Annotated in this window: 16 protein-coding genes; 9 read left to right on the plus strand and 7 right to left on the minus strand. The window is 60.1% G+C overall.

The window, feature by feature from the left end:
* Positions 1–27: 27 nt before the first annotated feature.
* Together JFU11_RS15975 and JFU11_RS15980 are read right to left on the minus strand one after the other, a co-directional pair.
* On the minus strand, positions 28–1,608 hold the full coding sequence (locus JFU11_RS15975) for a phospholipase D family protein (RefSeq protein ID WP_201061255.1): 1,581 nt from the start codon (positions 1,606–1,608) through the stop codon (positions 28–30).
* Positions 1,609–1,664: 56 nt separating this feature from the next.
* Positions 1,665–3,086, minus strand: a complete 1,422-nt coding sequence (locus JFU11_RS15980) for a PLP-dependent aminotransferase family protein (RefSeq protein ID WP_123720231.1) — start codon at positions 3,084–3,086, stop codon at positions 1,665–1,667.
* Between the two features lie 179 nt (positions 3,087–3,265).
* On the opposite strand from JFU11_RS15980, the gene JFU11_RS15985 reads away from it, so the two are divergent.
* Entirely contained in the window at positions 3,266–3,511 is a 246-nt protein-coding gene (locus JFU11_RS15985) for a DUF1127 domain-containing protein (RefSeq protein ID WP_123720232.1), read from the plus strand.
* Between the two features lie 143 nt (positions 3,512–3,654).
* Here JFU11_RS15985 and JFU11_RS15990 read toward each other — a convergent pair whose 3' ends face one another.
* Positions 3,655–4,968, minus strand: coding sequence for an FAD-binding oxidoreductase (locus tag JFU11_RS15990; protein WP_123720233.1), 1,314 nt, complete (start codon positions 4,966–4,968; stop codon positions 3,655–3,657).
* 148 nt (positions 4,969–5,116) lie between these two features.
* Between JFU11_RS15990 and JFU11_RS15995 the strand changes: the two genes are divergently transcribed.
* The gene (locus JFU11_RS15995; RefSeq protein ID WP_007894729.1) at positions 5,117–5,470 is read left to right on the plus strand and encodes a YkgJ family cysteine cluster protein; all 354 of its coding nucleotides are present in this window, start codon (positions 5,117–5,119) and stop codon (positions 5,468–5,470) included.
* Positions 5,471–5,594: 124 nt separating this feature from the next.
* Here the strand turns inward: JFU11_RS15995 and JFU11_RS16000 are convergent, their stop codons facing one another.
* Positions 5,595–6,083, minus strand: a complete 489-nt coding sequence (locus JFU11_RS16000; protein WP_003206849.1) for an Lrp/AsnC ligand binding domain-containing protein — start codon at positions 6,081–6,083, stop codon at positions 5,595–5,597.
* Between the two features lie 156 nt (positions 6,084–6,239).
* On the opposite strand from JFU11_RS16000, the gene dadA reads away from it, so the two are divergent.
* The 6 genes from dadA to JFU11_RS16030 all read left to right on the plus strand — a co-directional run bounded on the left by dadA (position 6,240) and on the right by JFU11_RS16030 (position 12,354).
* Positions 6,240–7,544 carry a D-amino acid dehydrogenase gene (gene dadA, locus JFU11_RS16005; RefSeq protein WP_201061256.1) on the plus strand — a complete coding sequence of 435 codons (1,305 nt, stop codon included), beginning with the start codon at positions 6,240–6,242 and terminating at the stop codon, positions 7,542–7,544.
* Positions 7,516–7,869, plus strand: a complete 354-nt coding sequence (locus tag JFU11_RS16010) for a RidA family protein (protein ID WP_201061258.1) — start codon at positions 7,516–7,518, stop codon at positions 7,867–7,869. Before dadA ends, JFU11_RS16010 begins: the two co-directional genes overlap by 29 nt.
* Positions 7,870–7,965: 96 nt before the next feature.
* Positions 7,966–9,039 (plus strand): alanine racemase, encoded by a 1,074-nt coding sequence (alr, locus tag JFU11_RS16015; protein WP_201061260.1) that lies wholly within the window; start codon positions 7,966–7,968, stop codon positions 9,037–9,039.
* 129 nt (positions 9,040–9,168) lie between these two features.
* Positions 9,169–9,717: a cupin domain-containing protein gene (locus tag JFU11_RS16020; protein ID WP_007894746.1), complete on the plus strand. Its 549-nt coding sequence runs from the start codon at positions 9,169–9,171 to the stop codon at positions 9,715–9,717.
* 169 nt (positions 9,718–9,886) lie between these two features.
* Positions 9,887–10,312 carry a c-type cytochrome gene (locus JFU11_RS16025; RefSeq protein ID WP_082157860.1) on the plus strand — a complete coding sequence of 142 codons (426 nt, stop codon included), beginning with the start codon at positions 9,887–9,889 and terminating at the stop codon, positions 10,310–10,312.
* Between the two features lie 119 nt (positions 10,313–10,431).
* Positions 10,432–12,354, plus strand: coding sequence for an acetyl-CoA hydrolase/transferase family protein (locus JFU11_RS16030; RefSeq protein WP_201061264.1), 1,923 nt, complete (start codon positions 10,432–10,434; stop codon positions 12,352–12,354).
* A 127-nt stretch (positions 12,355–12,481) separates the two neighbouring features.
* On the opposite strand, the gene JFU11_RS16035 is transcribed toward JFU11_RS16030, so the two are convergent.
* A complete protein-coding gene (locus JFU11_RS16035) occupies positions 12,482–13,054 on the minus strand; it encodes a xanthine phosphoribosyltransferase (RefSeq protein WP_007934646.1) in 573 nt (190 codons plus the stop codon).
* 69 nt (positions 13,055–13,123) lie between these two features.
* Positions 13,124–15,133: a DNA helicase Rep gene (gene rep, locus JFU11_RS16040; protein ID WP_007894754.1), complete on the minus strand. Its 2,010-nt coding sequence runs from the start codon at positions 15,131–15,133 to the stop codon at positions 13,124–13,126.
* 263 nt (positions 15,134–15,396) lie between these two features.
* Here rep and JFU11_RS16045 point away from each other — a divergent pair, with 263 nt between their 5' ends.
* Positions 15,397–17,067 (plus strand): bifunctional diguanylate cyclase/phosphodiesterase, encoded by a 1,671-nt coding sequence (locus JFU11_RS16045; protein WP_201061266.1) that lies wholly within the window; start codon positions 15,397–15,399, stop codon positions 17,065–17,067.
* Positions 17,068–17,151: 84 nt separating this feature from the next.
* On the opposite strand, the gene JFU11_RS16050 is transcribed toward JFU11_RS16045, so the two are convergent.
* Positions 17,152–18,549, minus strand: coding sequence for a NorM family multidrug efflux MATE transporter (locus JFU11_RS16050; protein WP_123720325.1), 1,398 nt, complete (start codon positions 18,547–18,549; stop codon positions 17,152–17,154).
* Positions 18,550–18,663 lie beyond the last annotated feature (114 nt).

Genomic DNA, 18,663 nt, shown 5'->3' on the forward strand with positions numbered 1-18,663 from the left:
CACCACAATTCATCACCAGCCTCTTGGCTACAACATCCGCTCCAGGCCGACCATGCTGCTGAGCCATGAATTGAAGTGTCGCCACCACCCCCCCGGTTCTTTGGTCAATGTGTGCTGCTTGCCGTCATCTTCGGTGACCCAGACGATCTGACCCTTTTCCAGTCGGGCCTGATAGCTGAGGGCAGGCGCCATACCCTCCAGTGCCAGTTCGCGCACCCGCCCGGCGAGCTGCGGGTTGTCCACCAGTACCCCGACTTCGGTGTTCCACAGTACCGAGCGCGGGTCGAAATTGAACGAGCCGATGAAGGCTTTCTGTCGGTCGAAAATCATCGCCTTGCTGTGCAGGCTGGAGTTAGAACTACGATAGGAGCTGCTCCCGCTGTGAAACAGACGCGGTCCACTGCCGCTGTCATCGGTGTCGCCGGGCTGTCGGCGTAATTCGAACAGCTGCACACCATGTTCCAGCAAGGCTTTGCGATAAGGCGCGTAACCACCGTGCGTGGCTGGTACGTCGGTGGCTTCCAGTGAGTTGGTCAGCACGCTGACCGATACGCCGGCATCGGCGCGACCGGTCAGGTAAACCAGCCCCGGTTCGCCGGGTACGAGGTAGGCCGAGACCATGATTAGCTCTTTGCTGACCCCATTAAGTTCGGGCGCCAACTGGGTGGTCAGCAGCAAGTGCGGGTCTGGTTCGCCGTCGGACAGCACCTTGCTCGGCGCGTCCCACAATGCCTGGTTCCAGGCCCATATCAACTCACGGCGCCAGACGTCCAGGCGCGGATGAGTGGTGTAGGTCATCAACTGTTGATAGAGCGCGTGGTTCTGTTTGCGCGTTTCCTCCAGGGATTCGTCCAGTCGGGTCCGGGTGTTTCTGAGATCCCTGGCTGTCGGCTTGGTCGAGAGAAACTGCTCGATCGGCTTGCTCAGGGCGCTGTTCCAGTACTGGTCGAAGCTGTGCCCCAGCTGCTCGGCAACCGGGCCGACACTCAGCATGTCGATGTCGGTGAAATTCAGGTTGGGCTCGGCATCGAAATATTCGTCCCCCAGGTTACGCCCGCCAACGATCGCCGCGCTGTTGTCCGCCACCCACAGTTTGTTGTGCATGCGCCGGTGTTGCTGCGACAGGTTGAAGAACCGGCCCATGGTTCGCGTAACGACGGTGCTGCGGCCCAGGTGCAGCGGGTTGAACACGCGGATCTGAATCTTCGGATGTGCGGCGAGGGTCGCGATGATCCGGTCCAGACCATCGCTGGTGGTGTCGTCGAGCAGAATCCGCACCCGTACTCCGCGGTCAGCGGCCTTGAGCAGCTCGCTCACCAGTATTCGAGTGCTGATGCCGTCATGGACGATGTAGTACTGCAGATCGAGGCTGCTTTGGGCGTTGCGAATCAGCTCGGCGCGGGCGGTGAAGGCCTCTGAGCTATCGGAGAGCAAGCGAAAGCCCGATTGGCCCTCATGGGGGGCGGCCTGTGCCTGGATCGAACGGCCGAACGCCGAGTCGGCCGCCGGCAGGGCCTGACTCGGCTCGCGAGAGACATTGAGTGTTGTGCAGCCACCAAGGAGCGAGGTGAGTAACAGAAGAGCAAGCAGGGGCTGTCTGATTCTCACGGAGCGTATTCCGGGTGGTGGCAGTTAGCATATGGACGCCGCTTCCCGAAGAAAGGTCAGTCGGTTTCCGCCAGCAGTTTGATCGCTGTCGCACCGACCTTGCGTACTGCTTCTTCGATCTGCGGGGTTGTTTTGGCAGCGTAGTTCATCCGCAGGCAATTACGGTATTTGCCCGAGGCGGAAAAGATACTGCCGACAGCAATCTGTACGCCTTGATCATGCAGCGCCCGATTGAGTTTCAGGGTATCGAAGCCCTCCGGCAGTTCGACCCACAGCATGAAGCTGCCTTGCGGACGGCTGGCCCGGGTGCCAGCAGGAAAATAGCGGGTCACCCAGTCGATCATCGCGTCGCGATTGCGCTGGTATTGCGTGCGCATCTTCCGCAAATGCGGTTCGAAGTGACCGGCCTTGAGAAATTCGGCAATCGCAATTTGCGGTTGCGGCGCGGTGGAGCCGGTGCTGATGTACTTCATGTGCAGCACCCGTTCCAGATAACGGCCCGGTGCGACCCAACCAATGCGCAGGCCTGGTGCCAAAGTCTTGGAAAAAGAACTGCAGAGCAGGACGCGGCCGTCTTCGTCGAAGGATTTGATCGTGCGCGGGCGTGGGTAGGTGTAGGCCAGTTCGCCATACACATCGTCCTCGATAATCGCCACGTCGAAGCGCTGCGCGAGCGTCAACAACGCGCGTTTGCGTGACTCCGGCATGATGTAGCCCAGCGGGTTGTTGCAGTTGGGGGTCAACTGTATGACCTTGATCGGCCATTGCTCCAGCGCCAGTTCCAAAGCATCGAGGCTGATTCCGGTAAGCGGGTCGGTGGGGATTTCCAGGGCTTTCATGCCCAGACCCTTGAGCGTCTGCATGGCGCCGTGAAAGCTCGGTGAGTCCACGGCCACGATGTCACCCGGCTCGCAGATGGCGCGGATGCTGGTGGACAGTGCTTCGTGGCAACCGGTGGTGATCACCAGATCGTTGGCGCTCAACTGGCAGCCGGAATCGAGCATCAGACGAGCGATCTGTTCGCGCAGTTCGAGGGTGCCGCAGATGTTGTCGTAATACAGACCGGGCATGTCCTGCCGACGGCTGATTCGCGCAAGGTTGCGCAGCAGCGGTTTCATGGTCGGCGTGGTGATGTCCGGCATGCCGCGACCCAGTTGCACGACGTCCTTGCGCGGTACGGCGCGGATCAGTTCCAGCACTTGATCCCACTGCGAAATATCCACCGGTCGTTGGGCTGGCCGGCCAACCACTGGCAGCTCCGGCAGCTCGCGACTCACCGGTACGAAGTAGCCGGACTTGGGTTTTGGCATCGCCAGGCCAACGTCTTCCAGCACTCGATAGGCCTGCTGCACCGTGCTCAGGCTGACCCCGTGTTCGACACTCAGTGCCCGCACCGAGGGCAACCGGTCGCCGGGACGATAGAAGCCCTGTTCGATACGAGTGCCGAGTAATTCGGCGAGGTTGACGTAAAGGGTCATGGCGCAGTCTCGGTGTGGGTGATTCGGTTAACCAGCACAGATGGGGCAAAAATATGTGATTCAGAGGCTGAAATGGAAAATCTGTATGGAATTAATACACCATCGTTGAATCTGTAATGCTTTTCGCCGTCCGCGCATCATGAAACCTCTGGCTACCCAAGTAAACAGGAGCAATGAAAATGAACGGCTTGAGCGATGTGCGGCTGACGTTACACAGTCAGGAACTGGCGGCAGGGCAAAAAAACGGAGCACGCGAGGCGGTCATGCGCAACGCACCGTCCTGCCTGGGTCGCTGGGGCCTGTTCTGGCATCGTCTGCACACGCGCAAGGTGTTGCTGGAATTGACGCCGGAGCAGCTCAGGGATGTCGGATTGAGTCAGGAGCAGGCGTTGGAGGAGGGGCTTAAGCCGTTCTGGCGGATCTGAGATCCAGGGCGTTTTTTCGGGCCTCATCGCGGGCAAGCCCGCTCCCACAGGGATTGGCGGTGAACACAATTCTTGTGAACACCAGCGACCATTGTGGGAGCGGGCTTGCCCGCGATGAGGCCCGAAAGAACGCAGCTAACCGATCAGACCAACTCCTTCATCCGATGCCACAACATCCCCAACGCCAACAACGGCGAACGCAAATGCTTGCCGCCGGGGAAGGTGATATGCGGCACCTTGGCGAACAGATCGAAACCACCGCCTTGCTGGCCGCTGATGGCTTCAGCCAACAACTTCCCCGCCAAGTGCGTGGCGTTCAACCCATGACCGGAATAGGCCTGGGCGTAATAGACATTCGGCTGTTCCTTGAGCCGACCGATCTGCGGCAGGCGATTGGCGCCGATGCCGATCATCCCGCCCCATTGATAATCGATTTTCACCCCGGCCAGTTGCGGGAACACCGCCAGCATCTTCGGCCGCATGTACGCGGCGATGTCTTTCGGATCGCGCCCTGAATAATGGCAGGCACCGCCGAACAGCAAGCGTCGGTCCGCCGAGAGTCGGTAATAATCCAGCGCCACCCGTTGATCGCAGGCCGCCATGTTTTGCGGCAGCAGCGCGTGAGCCTGTTCTTCACTCAAGGGTTCGGTGGCGATGATGTAACTGCCGGCGGGTAGCACCTTGCCGCCGAGTTGCGGATTGAGATCGTTGAGGTAGGCGTTGCAACCCAGCACCAGCGTCTTCGCGCGAACCGAGCCCTGGGCGGTGTGGACTTTGACCACGGGGCCGTAATCGATGCGGGTCACCGCCGATTGTTCGAACAGCTTTACGCCCAATTGTTGGGCGGCGGCCGCTTCGCCGAGTGCCAGGTTCAAGGGGTGCAGATGCCCGGAGCCCATGTCGATCAAGCCGCCGACATAGCGGTCGGATCCCACCACGCTGTGCATTTCGTGGGCTTGCAGCAGACGGGTTTCGTAACGGTAGCCGAGTCTGTGCAACTCGATGGCGTCTTCGGCGAAGCCTTCCAGGTCTTGAGCCTTGTTGGCGAGGTCGCAGTAACCCCAGGTCAGATCGCAAGGGATCTGAAAACGCTCGATCCGCTGTCGGACGATTTCCACTGCTTCCAGGCCCATCAGTTTCATCTGACGCACACCGTCTGCACCGATCACGTTGGCGAACTGATCGAGGCCATGCCCGACGCCGCGAATCAATTGCCCGCCATTGCGTCCGCTGGCGCCCCAACCGGTTTTGTGTGCTTCCAGCAGCACCACGCTGAAGCCACGGTCGGCCAATTCAATCGCGGTGTTCAGCCCGGAGAACCCGCCGCCCACCACACATACGTCCGCAACCAGCTCACCTGTGAGCACCGCAAGATCGGGTTGCGGCAAGCTGCTGGCGGCGTAATAAGAGGCCGCGTGTTGATGGCTCGGGGCTGGTTGCTGAACGGGGGCGTTCATGTGCGTCATCCTGAGTTCGTGTGTTTGAAAAAGTTGACGGAGCATAAGCCGCCGCTTCGGACACGGGCAACACCGGTCGGTTGGCGCTGTCTGGATCGGGGTTTTTGCGTCAGAATCCCGGTCTATTCCGCATTCGGTCACCGCTTCGATGAGTTGCAACAGTCAGAAAATTCGCACGCTGCGCCAGCAGATTCCCTCTTTCGAGTGCGTGCCCGGCTGCCATGACTGCTGTGGGCCGGTGACCACCTCGCCCGAAGAAATGTCCCGCCTGCCGCGCAAGACCCGGGCCGAGCAGGATGCGGCGATGGATGAGCTCAACTGCGTCCATCTGGGGCCCAACGGCTGCACGGTGTATGACGAGCGACCGCTGATCTGTCGACTGTTCGGTACCACCAAGACGTTGCCATGCCCCAACGGGCGGCGACCGGTGGAGCTGATCCATCCGCGGGTCGAGAAGCAGATTCATGAGTACATGGCTTCTACCCGACAGGTCTTGGTCTGACTGTTGCGTGAATCAGGGGCACCGAGTCGACTCCATCGCGGGCAAGCCCGCTCCCACAAGATCGGCGCAACACCTGTGGGAGCGGGCTTGCCCGCGATGGGGCCCGAACATGCACCACAAAGCCTCAATCCGGAATCGGCAGGTTCAAGCTCTCTTTCACTTCTTCCATCACGATATAGCTCTTGGATTCGCGCACATGTGGCAGCTTGAGCAGGATGTCGCCCAGCAGTTTGCGGTACGAGGCCATCTCGGATATCCGTGCTTTCACCAGGTAATCGAAATCCCCTGACACCAAATGGCATTCCAGTACGTGGGGCAGTTTCAACACCGCGCGTCGGAACTCTTCGAAAGTATCGCCGGATTTGTAGTCGAGGCTGATCTCGACGAACACCAGCAAGCTACCCTTGAGGTGCTGCGGATTCAGGCGGGCGTTGTAGCCCATGATGATCCCTTCGCGCTCCAGTCGCCGTACCCGCTCGGTGCAGGGCGTGGTGGAGAGGCCGACCTTTTCCCCCAGTTCGGTGAAGGAAATACGCCCGTCCGCTTGCAGGATCCGCAGGATGTTGCGGTCGATCTTGTCCAGCTCACGTTTGGTCTGAGTGTTGGTCCGCATAGGGGATGCGCCTCCGTGAAAAGGGTTTTTGCCGAGAATTGTCGCCAAATATAGGCACTTATATAGTGAAAAGCACTGGCTAATCTTTTTTAAACTGCCCACATCTTCGGTCTGCACAATAAACGTCAGCGGTAAGCCGCGATGAGGGATATGAAAATGCGCGTTCTGGTCTTGGGTAGCGGCGTCATCGGTACCGCCAGTGCCTATTATCTGGCACGGGCCGGCTTTGAGGTGACGGTGGTTGACCGTCAGCCCGCGGCGGCCATGGAAACCAGTTTCGCCAATGCCGGGCAGGTTTCGCCGGGTTATGCCTCGCCGTGGGCCGCGCCGGGCGTGCCGCTCAAAGCCATCAAGTGGCTGTTGCAGCGTCACGCGCCATTGGCGATCAAGGCCACCGCCGACATCGACCAATACCTGTGGATGGCGCAGATGCTGCGCAACTGCACCGCCAGCCGTTACGCGGTGAACAAGGAGCGCATGGTGCGCCTGTCCGAGTACAGCCGCGATTGCCTCGACGAATTGCGCGCCGAAACCGGTATTGCCTACGAAGGCCGCAGCCTGGGGACTACCCAGCTGTTCCGCACCCAGGCGCAGCTTGATGGCGCCGCCAAAGACATCGCCGTGCTGCAAGAGTCCGGCGTGCCATTCGAACTGCTCGACCGCGCCGGCATTGCCCGGGTTGAACCGGCCCTGGCCAGTGTCACCGACATCCTCGCCGGTGCCTTGCGCCTGCCGAACGACCAGACCGGCGACTGCCAGATCTTCACTACCCGCCTGGCCGAAATGGCCACGAAGCTGGGTGTGGAATTCCGTTTCGGCCAGGACATTCAGCGCCTCGACTTCGCCGGTGATCGCATCAACGGCGTGTGGATCGACGGCAAGCTGGAAACCGCCGACCGCTACGTGCTGGCGCTGGGCAGCTACTCGCCGCAATTGCTCAAGCCGTTGGGCATCCGGGCTCCGGTGTATCCGCTCAAGGGGTACTCGCTGACCGTGCCGATCATCAACCCGGCGATGGCCCCGACGTCGACCATTCTCGACGAGACCTACAAGGTCGCGATCACCCGTTTCGACAACCGCATCCGCGTCGGCGGCATGGCGGAAATTGCCGGTTTTGACCTGTCGTTGAACCCGCGTCGACGCGAAACCCTGGAGATGATCGTCAACGACCTTTATCCTCAGGGCGGCGATCTGCCCCAGGCGAGTTTCTGGACCGGCTTGCGTCCGACCACTCCGGACGGCACCCCGATTGTTGGCGCCACACCGTTCAGAAATCTGTTTCTGAATACGGGCCACGGTACGCTCGGCTGGACCATGGCCTGTGGCTCCGGTCGTTTGCTGGCCGATCTGATGGCGAAGAAAACGCCGCAGATCAGCGCCGAAGGCCTCGATATTTCCCGTTATGGCAACAAACTTCAGGAGTCCGCAAAACATGTCAATCCAGCGCCAGCTCACCAATGAGCGCATGAGCCAGATCGTTGTCCACAACAGTACCGTGTATCTGGCAGGGCAGGTCGGCGATGACATGAGCGCCGGGATTGAACAGCAGACCTGTGACACCCTCGCCAACATCGAGCGTTTGCTGGATCTGGCCGGGACCGACAAGAGCCGTCTGCTGTCGGTGACGATTTACCTGAAAGACATCGACGCGCACTTCGAAGGCATGAATTCGGTGTGGGACCAGTGGCTGCCAAAGGGCGTCGCCCCGGCCCGCGCTACCGTTGAATCGAAGCTGTGCGAACCGGAAATCCTGGTTGAGCTGTCGGTTGTTGCCGCGCTGCCATAACGCTCAGCCAGAAAGATCCCTCTCCCGGCGCTGTTGGCGGTTCGCTGTCAGCCAGCGCCGGTTTTTTTTCAAATGACCGACTAGAAGTCTGCCGCCATGCGTCCAGCCCGTGCCCTGATCGACCTTCAAGCCCTGCGCCACAACTACCGGATCGCCCGTGAAGTCACGGGGGCCAAGGCCCTCGCGGTGATCAAGGCCGATGCCTATGGCCATGGCGCGGTACGCTGCGCCCAGGCGCTGGAAGCCGAGGCGGACGGGTTTGCCGTGGCGTGCATCGAAGAGGCGTTGGAGCTGCGTGCCGCCGGCATTCGTGCGCCGGTGTTGTTGCTCGAAGGTTTTTTCGAAGCCGATGAGCTGTCGCTGATCGTCGAGCATGACTTCTGGTGCGTGGTGCATTCGCTGTGGCAGCTCGAAGCCATCGAAAAAGCCGCGCTGAGCAAACCGATCACGGTATGGCTCAAGCTCGACTCGGGCATGCATCGGGTTGGCTTGCACCCGGCGGATTACCAGGCGGCCTATCAACGGCTGCTGGCCAGCGGCAAAGTGGCAAAGATCGTGCTGATGAGTCACTTCGCCCGCGCCGATGAACTGCACTGCCAGACCAGCGCCGAGCAGGTCGCGGTGTTCGAGGCGGTGCGTCAGGGGTTGTCGGCTGAAATCAGCCTGCGTAATTCGCCGGCGGTGCTCGGTTGGCCGCAGATTCCGAGCGATTGGGTGCGCCCGGGCATCATGCTCTACGGCGCAACGCCTTTCGAAGAGGCCAATGCCGTGGCGTCCCGCCTGCAACCGGTGATGACCCTGGAATCGAAAGTGATTTGCGTGCGTGAACTGCCGGCCGGCGAGCCGATTGGTTACGGCGCGAAATTCGTCACCCCCAAGCCAATGCGCGTTGGCGTGGTGGCGATGGGGTATGCCGACGGCTATCCACGTCAGGCACCGACCGGTACGCCCGTGATGGCCGCCGGGCAGCGCAGCCAGTTGATTGGCCGCGTGTCGATGGACATGCTCTGCATCGACCTGACCGACGTGCCGCAAGCCGGCCTCGGTTCGCCCGTCGAGTTGTGGGGCAAAAATATCCTCGCCAGTGACGTTGCGACGGCCGCGGGCACGATTCCTTACCAGATCTTCTGCAACCTGCGTCGAGTGCCGCTGCTCTATTCCGGGGCCTGACGAATAACGTTCCCGACCGAAAGTCGCTTCGCCAAACAGGATTCAGGTCCAAGTGTTGTAAATACTGAACGCTGTCGCCATGATAACGCTCAATATTCCTGCAAACCTGAATCCCTGGAGGCTCCAGCATTGGACGTCGGTGAACGACTGCAATCGATCCGTAAGCTTAAAGGTCTTTCCCAGCGTGAGCTCGCCAAACGCGCGGGTGTTACCAACAGCACCATTTCGATGATCGAGAAGAACAGCGTCAGCCCTTCGATCAGTTCGCTGAGGAAGGTACTGGGCGGGATTCCCATGTCCATGGTCGAGTTCTTTTCCGAAGAAATCCTGCAGGAAAAACCGACTCAGATCGTCTACAAAGCCCACGAGCTGATCGATATTTCCGATGGCGCAGTGACCATGAAACTGGTCGGTCGGGCTCACCCGAGCCGGGCTATCGCGTTCCTCAACGAAATCTACCCGCCAGGCGCCGACACCGGTGACGAGATGCTCACCCATGAGGGCGAGGAAACCGGGATTCTGGTGGAAGGTCGGCTGGAGCTGGTGGTCGGTCTCGAAACATTTGTGCTCGAAGCCGGTGATAGCTACTACTTTGAAAGTACCAAGCCGCACCGCTTCCGTAATCCGTTCGATGCCCCGGCGCGACTAATCAGCGCAGCTACCCCAGCGAACTTCTAAGAGAAGAGGCGTCCTGCCCGGATTGTGGAGACGCCCATGCTGTATTCCATTCCACGACAAGACCCCTTCGACTTTGGGGTTGTTTCAGTGTGGCGGGCTTACCGCTATACTTGCGCCCGCCTGCGAACCGTGGCCGTGGGCGTGACTAGCCACCATTGAGGGTGAACGCGTGAATCTAATTATGAAAATGCTGGCCGTACCAGCAACCGTATTGGCCCTTTGGGCAGTCAGCGCACAAGCAGCGACCAACGACGATATTGCTAAACGTCTTGAGCCAGTCGGCCAGGTTTGTGTGCAGGGCAAAGAGTGCAAGGGGATGGAAGTCACTGCTTCTGCGGGGGGTGGTGATGCCAAGACCCCTGACTCGGTGATTGCAAAACATTGCAACGCTTGCCACGGTACCGGCCTGTTGGGCGCACCGAAAGTCGGTGATGCCGCAGCCTGGGGCGAGCGCGCCAAGAAAGAAGGCGGCCTTGACGGCTTGCTGGCGAAAGCGATCTCCGGCGTCAACGCGATGCCACCAAAAGGCACCTGCGCCGATTGCTCTGATGCCGATCTCAAGGGCGCCATCCAGAAGATGTCCGGTCTGAAGTAAGCCCGGTCTTCGACGAAAAGCCGCTTTCGAGCGGCTTTTTTGTGCCTGCGATTTTTCCCTGAGGCTATTCTTTGCTGCAAAGACCCAACCCCAATTCATGGAACGGGCGGGAGGATCAGATGGTGCAGTTGTGCTCTATCGAGCAGGCGGTCGATGACGTTCTGGCGCGGTTGCCGGCGCACATTCATATGGGATTGCCGCTAGGGCTGGGCAAGCCCAACCACTTCGTCAACGCGCTGTATCAACGGATCGCGCAACTGCCCGGGCGGCAACTGACGATTTACACCGCCCTATGCCTCGGACGCCCGCCATTGGGCGATGGCTTGCAAAAGCGCTTCCTCGAACCCTTCATCGAGCGGGTGTTTGGCGATTACCCTGAACTGGATTTCCTCGCCGACCTGCATCGCGACAGCCTGCCGACGAACATTCACGTCCATCAATTCTTCCTTCAGCCAGGCAGCCTGCTTAACAGCGCACCGGCCCAGCAGGATTACGTCAGCAGCAATTACAGCCACGCCGCCCGGGACATCAATGCCGCTGGCTTGAATCTGGTCGCGCAACTGGTCGCCAGCCACAGCGAGCATCCCGATCGCTTGAGCCTGAGCTGCAACCCGGACATCACCCTCGACCTGTTGCCGATGATCGCCAAACGCCGGGCGGCGGGGGAAACGATCCTGCTGGTGGGCCAGGTACACAACGATTTGCCATACATGCCTGGCGATGCGGAAGTTGGCATCGACAGCTTCGACCTGCTGATCGACGCGAAGGACAGCACCACCCTGTTTTCCACGCCGAACATGCCGGTGGGTTTCCAGGATCATTTCATCGGGCTGTACGCCAGCACGCTGGTGCGCGACGGCGGTACCTTGCAGATTGGCATCGGCGCCATGGGCGATGCCCTGACGGCAGCGTTGCTGGCGCGGCAGGCTGACAGTGACGGTTATAAGGCGTTGCTGGCGGACCTGAATCTCAGCCAGTGGGCGCAGTTGATTGAGCGAGAAGGAGGCATCGAACCGTTCGCCAAGGGCCTTTACGGTTGCAGCGAAATGTTCGTCAACGGCTTGTTGGTGTTGGCGGACGCGGGGATCGTGCGGCGCAAGGTTTACCCGGACGTGCCTACCCAGCAGCAGGCAAATGCCGGAACGCTGGACGAGGCCACGCAGACTGACGGCATCTCGGTGCATGGCGGGTTTTTCCTCGGGCCGCGCAGTTTCTATGAACGCCTGCGGGAGATGCCTCAAGGCAAACGGCTCGAATTCAACATGACCCGCATCAGCTACATCAACGAGCTCTACGGTCAGGAAGAACTCAAACGCTTGCAGCGCCTTGATGCGCGCTTCATCAACACTGTCTTCACCATGACCTTGCTCGGCGCCGGCGTGGCCGATCAACTCGAAGACGGGCGGGTGCTGAGCGGTGTCGGCGGGCAATACAACTTCGTCGTCCAGGGCCATGCGCTGGAAGGTGCGCGTTCGATCCTGCTGCTGCGCAGTTGGCGCGAGTCGGGCGGTGAAGTCAGTTCGAATATCGTCTGGCAATACGGCCACTGCACGATCCCACGGCACCTGCGGGACATCGTCGTCACCGAGTACGGCATCGCCGATTTGCGGGGCAATACCGACGCGGCGGTGATCGAGGCATTGCTGAATATCAGCGACTCACGCTTCCAGCCGGGGCTGATCGAGCAGGCGCAGAGCGTTGGCAAATTGCCGAAGCATTTTCGCCTCGATCCGCGTTTCGCCGACAACAGCCCACAACGTTTGCAGGCCATTCAGGCGCGGCATTCGAATCTGTTTCCGGAATATCCGCTTGGCTGTGATTTCACCGCTGAGGAACGGGATTTATTGCGGGCGCTGAACTGGTTGAAGAGCAAGTTCAAGCTCACGGAGATTCTGGAATTGGGCAAGGCTGCGCTGGATGCGCCAGCGGCTTCGGAATTTCCGGTGCATCTGGAAAGGATGCAGCTGACCAACCCGGAAGGGCTGAAAGAGGATTTGTTTCAGCGGTTACTGCTCACCGGTCTCAAAGCCACTGCGCAATAACAGCCACCACAAAAACCTGTGGGAGCGGGCTTGCCCGCGATGGCGGTGGAACAGCCAACATCAATGTTGAATGTCATGACCTCATCGCGGGCAAGCCCGCTCCCACAGGTTCGGTGATGCAGCTGGTTTATTCGATGAAGGTTACAACGCCATCCTTCAGCGACTGCACCCGAGCCAACGATTCAACGCGATAACCCTGGGCATCCAGTTCCGCACGGCCGCCCTGAAACGACTTCTCGATCACAATACCCAAGCCTGCAACGGTCGCGCCGGCCTGTTTGATGATCGAGATCAGCGCTTGCGACGCCTTACCGTTAGCCAGGAAGTCGTCGATGATCAGCACGCGGTCGCTGCTGGTCAGGTGGCGCGGGGAGATCGCCACGGTGCTTTCGGTTTGCTTGGTGAACGAGTAGACGGTCGCCGACAGCAGGTTTTCAGTCAGGGTCAGGGACTGATGCTTGCGGGCGAAAATCACCGGCACGCCAAGGTTCAGGCCGGTCATGATCGCCGGGGCAATGCCCGAGGCTTCGATCGTGACGATCTTGGTGATGCCCGAATCCTTGAACAGCGTGGCGAATTCGTCGCCGATCAGCTTCATCAGGGCCGGGTCGATCTGGTGGTTCAGAAAGGCGTCGACTTTCAGAACCTGGTCGGAAAGCACGATGCCTTCTTCGCGAATTTTCTTGTGCAGTGCTTCCATGAAGCTTTCCTCTACTGGCGCCATGTGCGCCTAGCTCGTAAAAAGTGTTCGGCTAAAAAGTGCTCAATTCTAGCGCTTTAACATCGCGCGTATATCCGCCAATGCGGTATTACCGCGAACGGCTTTGACTTCAACGGGAGTGTCGTCATTGCCTTCCCAGGCCAGGTCGTCCGGCGGCAGTTCATCGAGGAAACGGCTAGGCGCGCAGTCGATGATCTCGCCGTATTGCTTACGCTTGGCGGCGAAGGTGAATGCCAACGTCTGACGCGCTCGGGTAATCCCGACGTAGGCCAGGCGGCGTTCCTCTTCGATGGTGTCGGCTTCGATGCTGGAGCGGTGCGGGAGGATTTCCTCTTCCATGCCCATGATGAACACGTAAGGAAATTCCAGACCCTTGGAGGCGTGCAAGGTCATCATCTGCACACCTTCGGCGCCGTCTTCCTCTTCCTGCTGACGCTCCAGCATGTCGCGCAGAACGAGTTTGCCGATGGCGTCTTCGACGGTCATCTCGCCTTCTTCGTCTTTCTCCAGCGTGTTCTTCAGCGCCTCGATCAGGAACCAGACGTTACCCATGCGGTAATCGGCGGCCTTGTCGCTGGAGCTGTTGGTACGCAGCCAGTTCTCGTAGTCGATGTCCATGACCATGCTGCGCAGGGCGGAGATCGGGTCTTCGCCGGCACACTGCTCGCGGACCTTGTCCATAAAACGCTTGAAGCGCGACAGGCGATCGGTGAAGCGCGTGTCCAGATGCTCGCCCAAGCCGATTTCGTCGGTGGCGGCGTACATCGAGATTTTTCGCTCGGTGGCGTAGTTGCCCAGCTTTTCCAGGGTGGTCGAACCGATCTCCCGGCGCGGGACGTTGATCACCCGCAGGAAGGCGTTGTCGTCGTCCGGGTTCACGATCAATCGGAAGTAGGCCATCAGGTCTTTCACTTCCTGACGTCCGAAAAAGCTGTTGCCGCCGGACAGGCGATACGGAATCTGGTGGTGCTGCAGCTTCAACTCGATCAGCTTGGCCTGGTAGTTGCCGCGATACAGGATCGCAAAATCGCTGTATGGCCGATCCGTGCGCAGGTGCAGGGTCAGCAATTCGACGGCCACGCGCTCGGCTTCGGCGTCTTCGTTGCGGCAACGGATCACGCGGATTTCGTCGCCGTGGCCCATCTCACTCCACAGCTGTTTTTCGAATTCGTGTGGATTGTTGGAAATCAGCACGTTGGCGCAGCGCAGGATGCGGCTGGTGGAGCGGTAGTTTTGCTCCAGCATCACCACTTTCAGGGACGGATAGTCGTCCTTGAGCAGCATCAGGTTTTCCGGGCGGGCGCCGCGCCAGGCGTAGATCGACTGGTCGTCGTCGCCCACCACCGTGAACTGGTTGCGTTTGCCGATCAGCAGTTTCACCAGCAAATACTGGCTGGCGTTGGTGTCCTGGTATTCGTCCACCAACAGGTAGCGGACCTTGTTCTGCCATTTTTCCAGGATATCGTCGTGTTCCTGGAACAGTTTTACCGGCAGCAGGATCAGGTCGTCGAAGTCCACCGCGTTGAACGCCTTGAGCGTGCGCTGGTAGTGGGTGTAGACGATGGCGGCGGTCTGTTCCTTGGGGTTGCGGGCGTTTTCCAGGGCTTCGGGCGGCAGGATCAGGTCGTTTTTCCACGAGCCGATCATGTTTTTGATCTCGTCGACGCCGTCGTCGCCCGAGTATTCCTTCTGCATGATGTCGGTCATCAGGGCTTTGACGTCGGTCTCGTCGAAGATCGAGAAGCCCGGTTTGTAGCCCAGCCGCACGTGTTCCTTGCGGATGATGTTCAGGCCCAGGTTGTGGAAGGTGCAGACCGTCAGGCCGCGGCCTTCGCCGCCTTTGAGCAGGGTGCCGACCCGTTCCTTCATCTCTCGCGCGGCCTTGTTGGTAAAGGTCATGGCGACAATGTATTGGGCTCGGATGCCACAGCTCTGGATCAGATGCGCAATTTTGCGGGTGATCACGCTGGTCTTGCCGGAGCCTGCGCCGGCGAGCACCAAAAGAGGGCCGCCGACATAGCTCACGGCTTCTTGCTGCCGGGGATTGAGTCGGGACATACGAAATCAGGGAGTCATTAGCGAAATGGGCCGGCATTTTAACAGGCTCAGCGAATTGTGCTGCTCTCTCCGACTTGTGACCCAACACGCTATCTCTATTTGCCGGTTTTGCTACTTTCACGCAGGATGCGCAGTGAATTTGCGTCTAATGTTCGTATTCAATACGCCAAAGTCGTGTTTGATAACCGATGTCATGTTGTCATTGGTTATCTGCGCGGCATAATGCCCGCCGCCTACATCTTTGCAGAGTCTAGGGAGCTAGCTTGTCTACGCCTGTCGAACCCTTGCGTTTGCTGCTACTGGCCGAAGAGCCGGCGTGGGCAGCGTTGTTGCGCGAGTGTCTGGCTCCGATGGGGAGTTCGGCTGTGCTGCTCAGCGCGCCGAGCTGGGAGTCGGTCAGCAACCTGTTTGATGACAACCGCAGCGCGGTGTTGTTGACAATTCCTGCTCTGCAGCCGGCACCCGGCCGTTGCAACCTGCCGACGGTGTTGCTGCTCGAACACGAGCCACTGGCGCCGCCCGACGGTGTGAGCGACTGGCTGGTGCGCAATCTGCTGGATCCCGGCATGTTGCGCCGCTGCCTGCGTCATGTGCGTGAGCGCGGCGTGCTGGAAAACACTTTGCAGCGCCTGGCCGAGCAGGATCCGTTGACCGGTATCGCCAACCGTCAGGGTTTCCAGACCTTGCTGGCGGCGCGTCTGGCCGAAAACGAAGGTCGCGGCCTGGCCCTCGGTCACCTCGATCTCGACAACTTCCGACACGCCAACGACGCCCTCGGCCACCAAGCCGGCGATCGGTTGATCCTGCAAGTGGTCTCGCGGCTGAAAAGCCAACTGGAGGCCAGCGATCAACTGGCGCGGCTGGGCAGCGATGAATTCGCCCTGCTGATCGACACCCGCCGCGCCCCTCAGCGCGCCGAATGGATGGCCGAACGCATTACCGAAGCCCTGTCCGAACCCTATTGGGTCGACGGCGAAAGCCTGTTGATCGGTTCCAGCCTTGGCATCGCTCACGCACGAGCGCAGGCCGGCCCCGACCCGTTGATGTGGCACGCGCACATCGCCATGCAGCAGGCCAAGAGCACTCAGGGCTGCACCTTTCACATCTTCAACGAGCGGATCAATCGCAATGCCCGCAGCATCGCCGACCTCGAAAGCGAGCTGCGCCGGGCCTTGCGTCGCGATGAGCTGGAATTGCATTACCAGCCACGCCTGAACCTCGAGGACGGCCAGATCGTCGGCCTCGAAGCGTTGGTGCGCTGGCGTCATGGCGAACGCGGCTTGCTGCCCCCCAGCGAATTCGTGCCGCTGGCCGAGCAAAGCGGCTTGATCGTGCCGTTGGGTTACTGGGTGATTTCCCGGGCCCTGCGAGACATGCAGGCGTTGCGCGAACGAGGTCTGCCAGCGCTGCACATGGCAATCAACCTGTCGTTCCGGCAGTTTCAGGACAGCCAGTTGCTGTCGACCCTGAGCCGGCTGATTGCCGAGCGAGGCGTCGAGGCGCAATGGCTGGAATTCGAACTGACCGAAACCGCGGTGATGCGTCGCAGCGATCTGGTCAAGCAGACCATGGACGCCCTTGGGCGTTTGGGCGTGCGCTTCTCGCTGGACGATTTCGGCACCGGGTTCTCTTCGTTCGTGCACCTCAACAGCCTGCCGATTGCGTTGTTGAAGGTCGACAAGAGCTTTGTCGGCGGCATGGAAGAACGGGAAGAGAATCGCAAACTGGTCCACGCGATGATCAACCTGGCGCACAACCTCAATCTCGAAGTGGTTGCCGAAGGAGTGGAAACAGCGGAGCAGCTGGATTTGTTGCGCGGGTTTGGTTGCGATCAGGTTCAGGGGTATCTGATCAGCAAGCCGTTGCCGTTGGCGGAGTTGGTGGAGTACCTGACGTTCGGTTCCAGTCAGATGGCTGTGGTTGAGGCCATTTAAAAGATCGCAGCCTTCGGCAGCTCCTACAAAAGCGCGGTCATGCGCGATCCTGTAGGAGCTGCCGCAGGCTGCGATCTTTTGATCTTAATCCGGCTGAATCACTTGAAAGCTGCCTTGCGCTGACGGCTCCCGCCGAATCATCCGCTTTATCTTCCACTCAAACGCCAGCGTCAGACTCACCGCCGCACACGCCAGCCCCAGCGCCAGGCCCCACCAGACCCCCGTTGGCCCCCAGTTCAAATGGAAGGCCATCCACCAAGCGGCCGGTGCGCCGATCAGCCAATAGCAACCCAAACCCACCAGGAACGTGGTCTTGGCATCCTTGAGCCCGCGGATGCAGCCCATGGCGATGGTTTGCGTGCCGTCGAACAGCTCGAACCACGCCGCTACTGCCAGCAGGCTCACAGCCAGGTTGATGACTTCGCGGAACGCCGGGTCGTTGTGGTCCAGGAATAAGCCGATCAACTGATGCGGCAGCAGCCAGAAGACCATCGCGAAGCCAAGCATTGCCGCAGCCCCGAAGGCGATCCCGACACGTCCGGCCAGCCGCGCATCAAGCAATTGCCCGGCGCCGTAATGCTGGCCGATGCGCATGGTGATCGCGTAGGAAAGCCCCGCCGGAATCATGAACGCCACCGAGACGATTTGCAGGGCGATCTGATGCGCCGCCAGTTGCGTACTGCCCATGGTGCCCATGCACAGCGCAGCGAAGGCAAACAGGCCGACTTCCACCGCATAGGTGCCGCCAATCGGCAGGCCCAGGCGCCACAATTCCTTCAAGTACTGACGGTTGGGCCGCGACAGACCCTGACTCAATGGATACGCGTCGTAGGCCGGATGCCGACGAATGTGCAGCGCGAGCGCCAGTGCCATGAGGTTAGCGACGATCGCCGTGACCAGACCGATGCCCACCAGGCCCATTTTTGGTAGGCCGAACATGCCGGTGATCAAGGCATAGTTGAGCAGGAAGTTGGCCACAGTGCCGGCGAGGCTGATGACCATCACCGGTGTCGCCCGGCCGATGGCGCTGGTGAAACCGCGCAGCGCCATGAAGCTCAGGTAGCCGGGCAGGGCGAACGGCAGAATCAACAGAAACTGGCCGGCAGCCTGGACGTTGGTTTCGGTCTGGCCGAACAGCAGCAACACCGGTTTCAGGTTCCACAGCAGCAAACCCGCCACCAGCGCCATCAACCATGCCAGCCACAACCCGGCCTGGGTCAGCCGCGCCGCGCCAATGATGTCGCCCGCGCCCTGACGGATCGCCACCAGGGTGCCAACGGCGGCGATTACGCCGATGCAGAAAATCGACACGAACGAATACGTCGCCGCACCCAGACCGCCACCGGCCAGCGCCTCTGGGCTCAGGCGAGCCATCATCAATGTGTCGGTGAGGACCATCAACATGTGCGCCAACTGCGAGGCAATCAACGGCCCCGCCAGCCGCAGGATGGCCCAGAGTTCAATACGCGCTGGATGCTGCATGATCATCACGCTCGATTGTGAGAGAGAACAGGAAGCGTCGATTCTCGGCGCTCTGCAGGGTTTTCACAAAGGGATAAAAAGGATGGGTGGCATGATTAAAACTCATGCTGGGGA

It is taken from the genome of Pseudomonas sp. TH37 (assembly GCF_016650735.1).
GTDB classification, from domain to species: Bacteria; Pseudomonadota; Gammaproteobacteria; order Pseudomonadales; family Pseudomonadaceae; genus Aquipseudomonas; species Aquipseudomonas farris.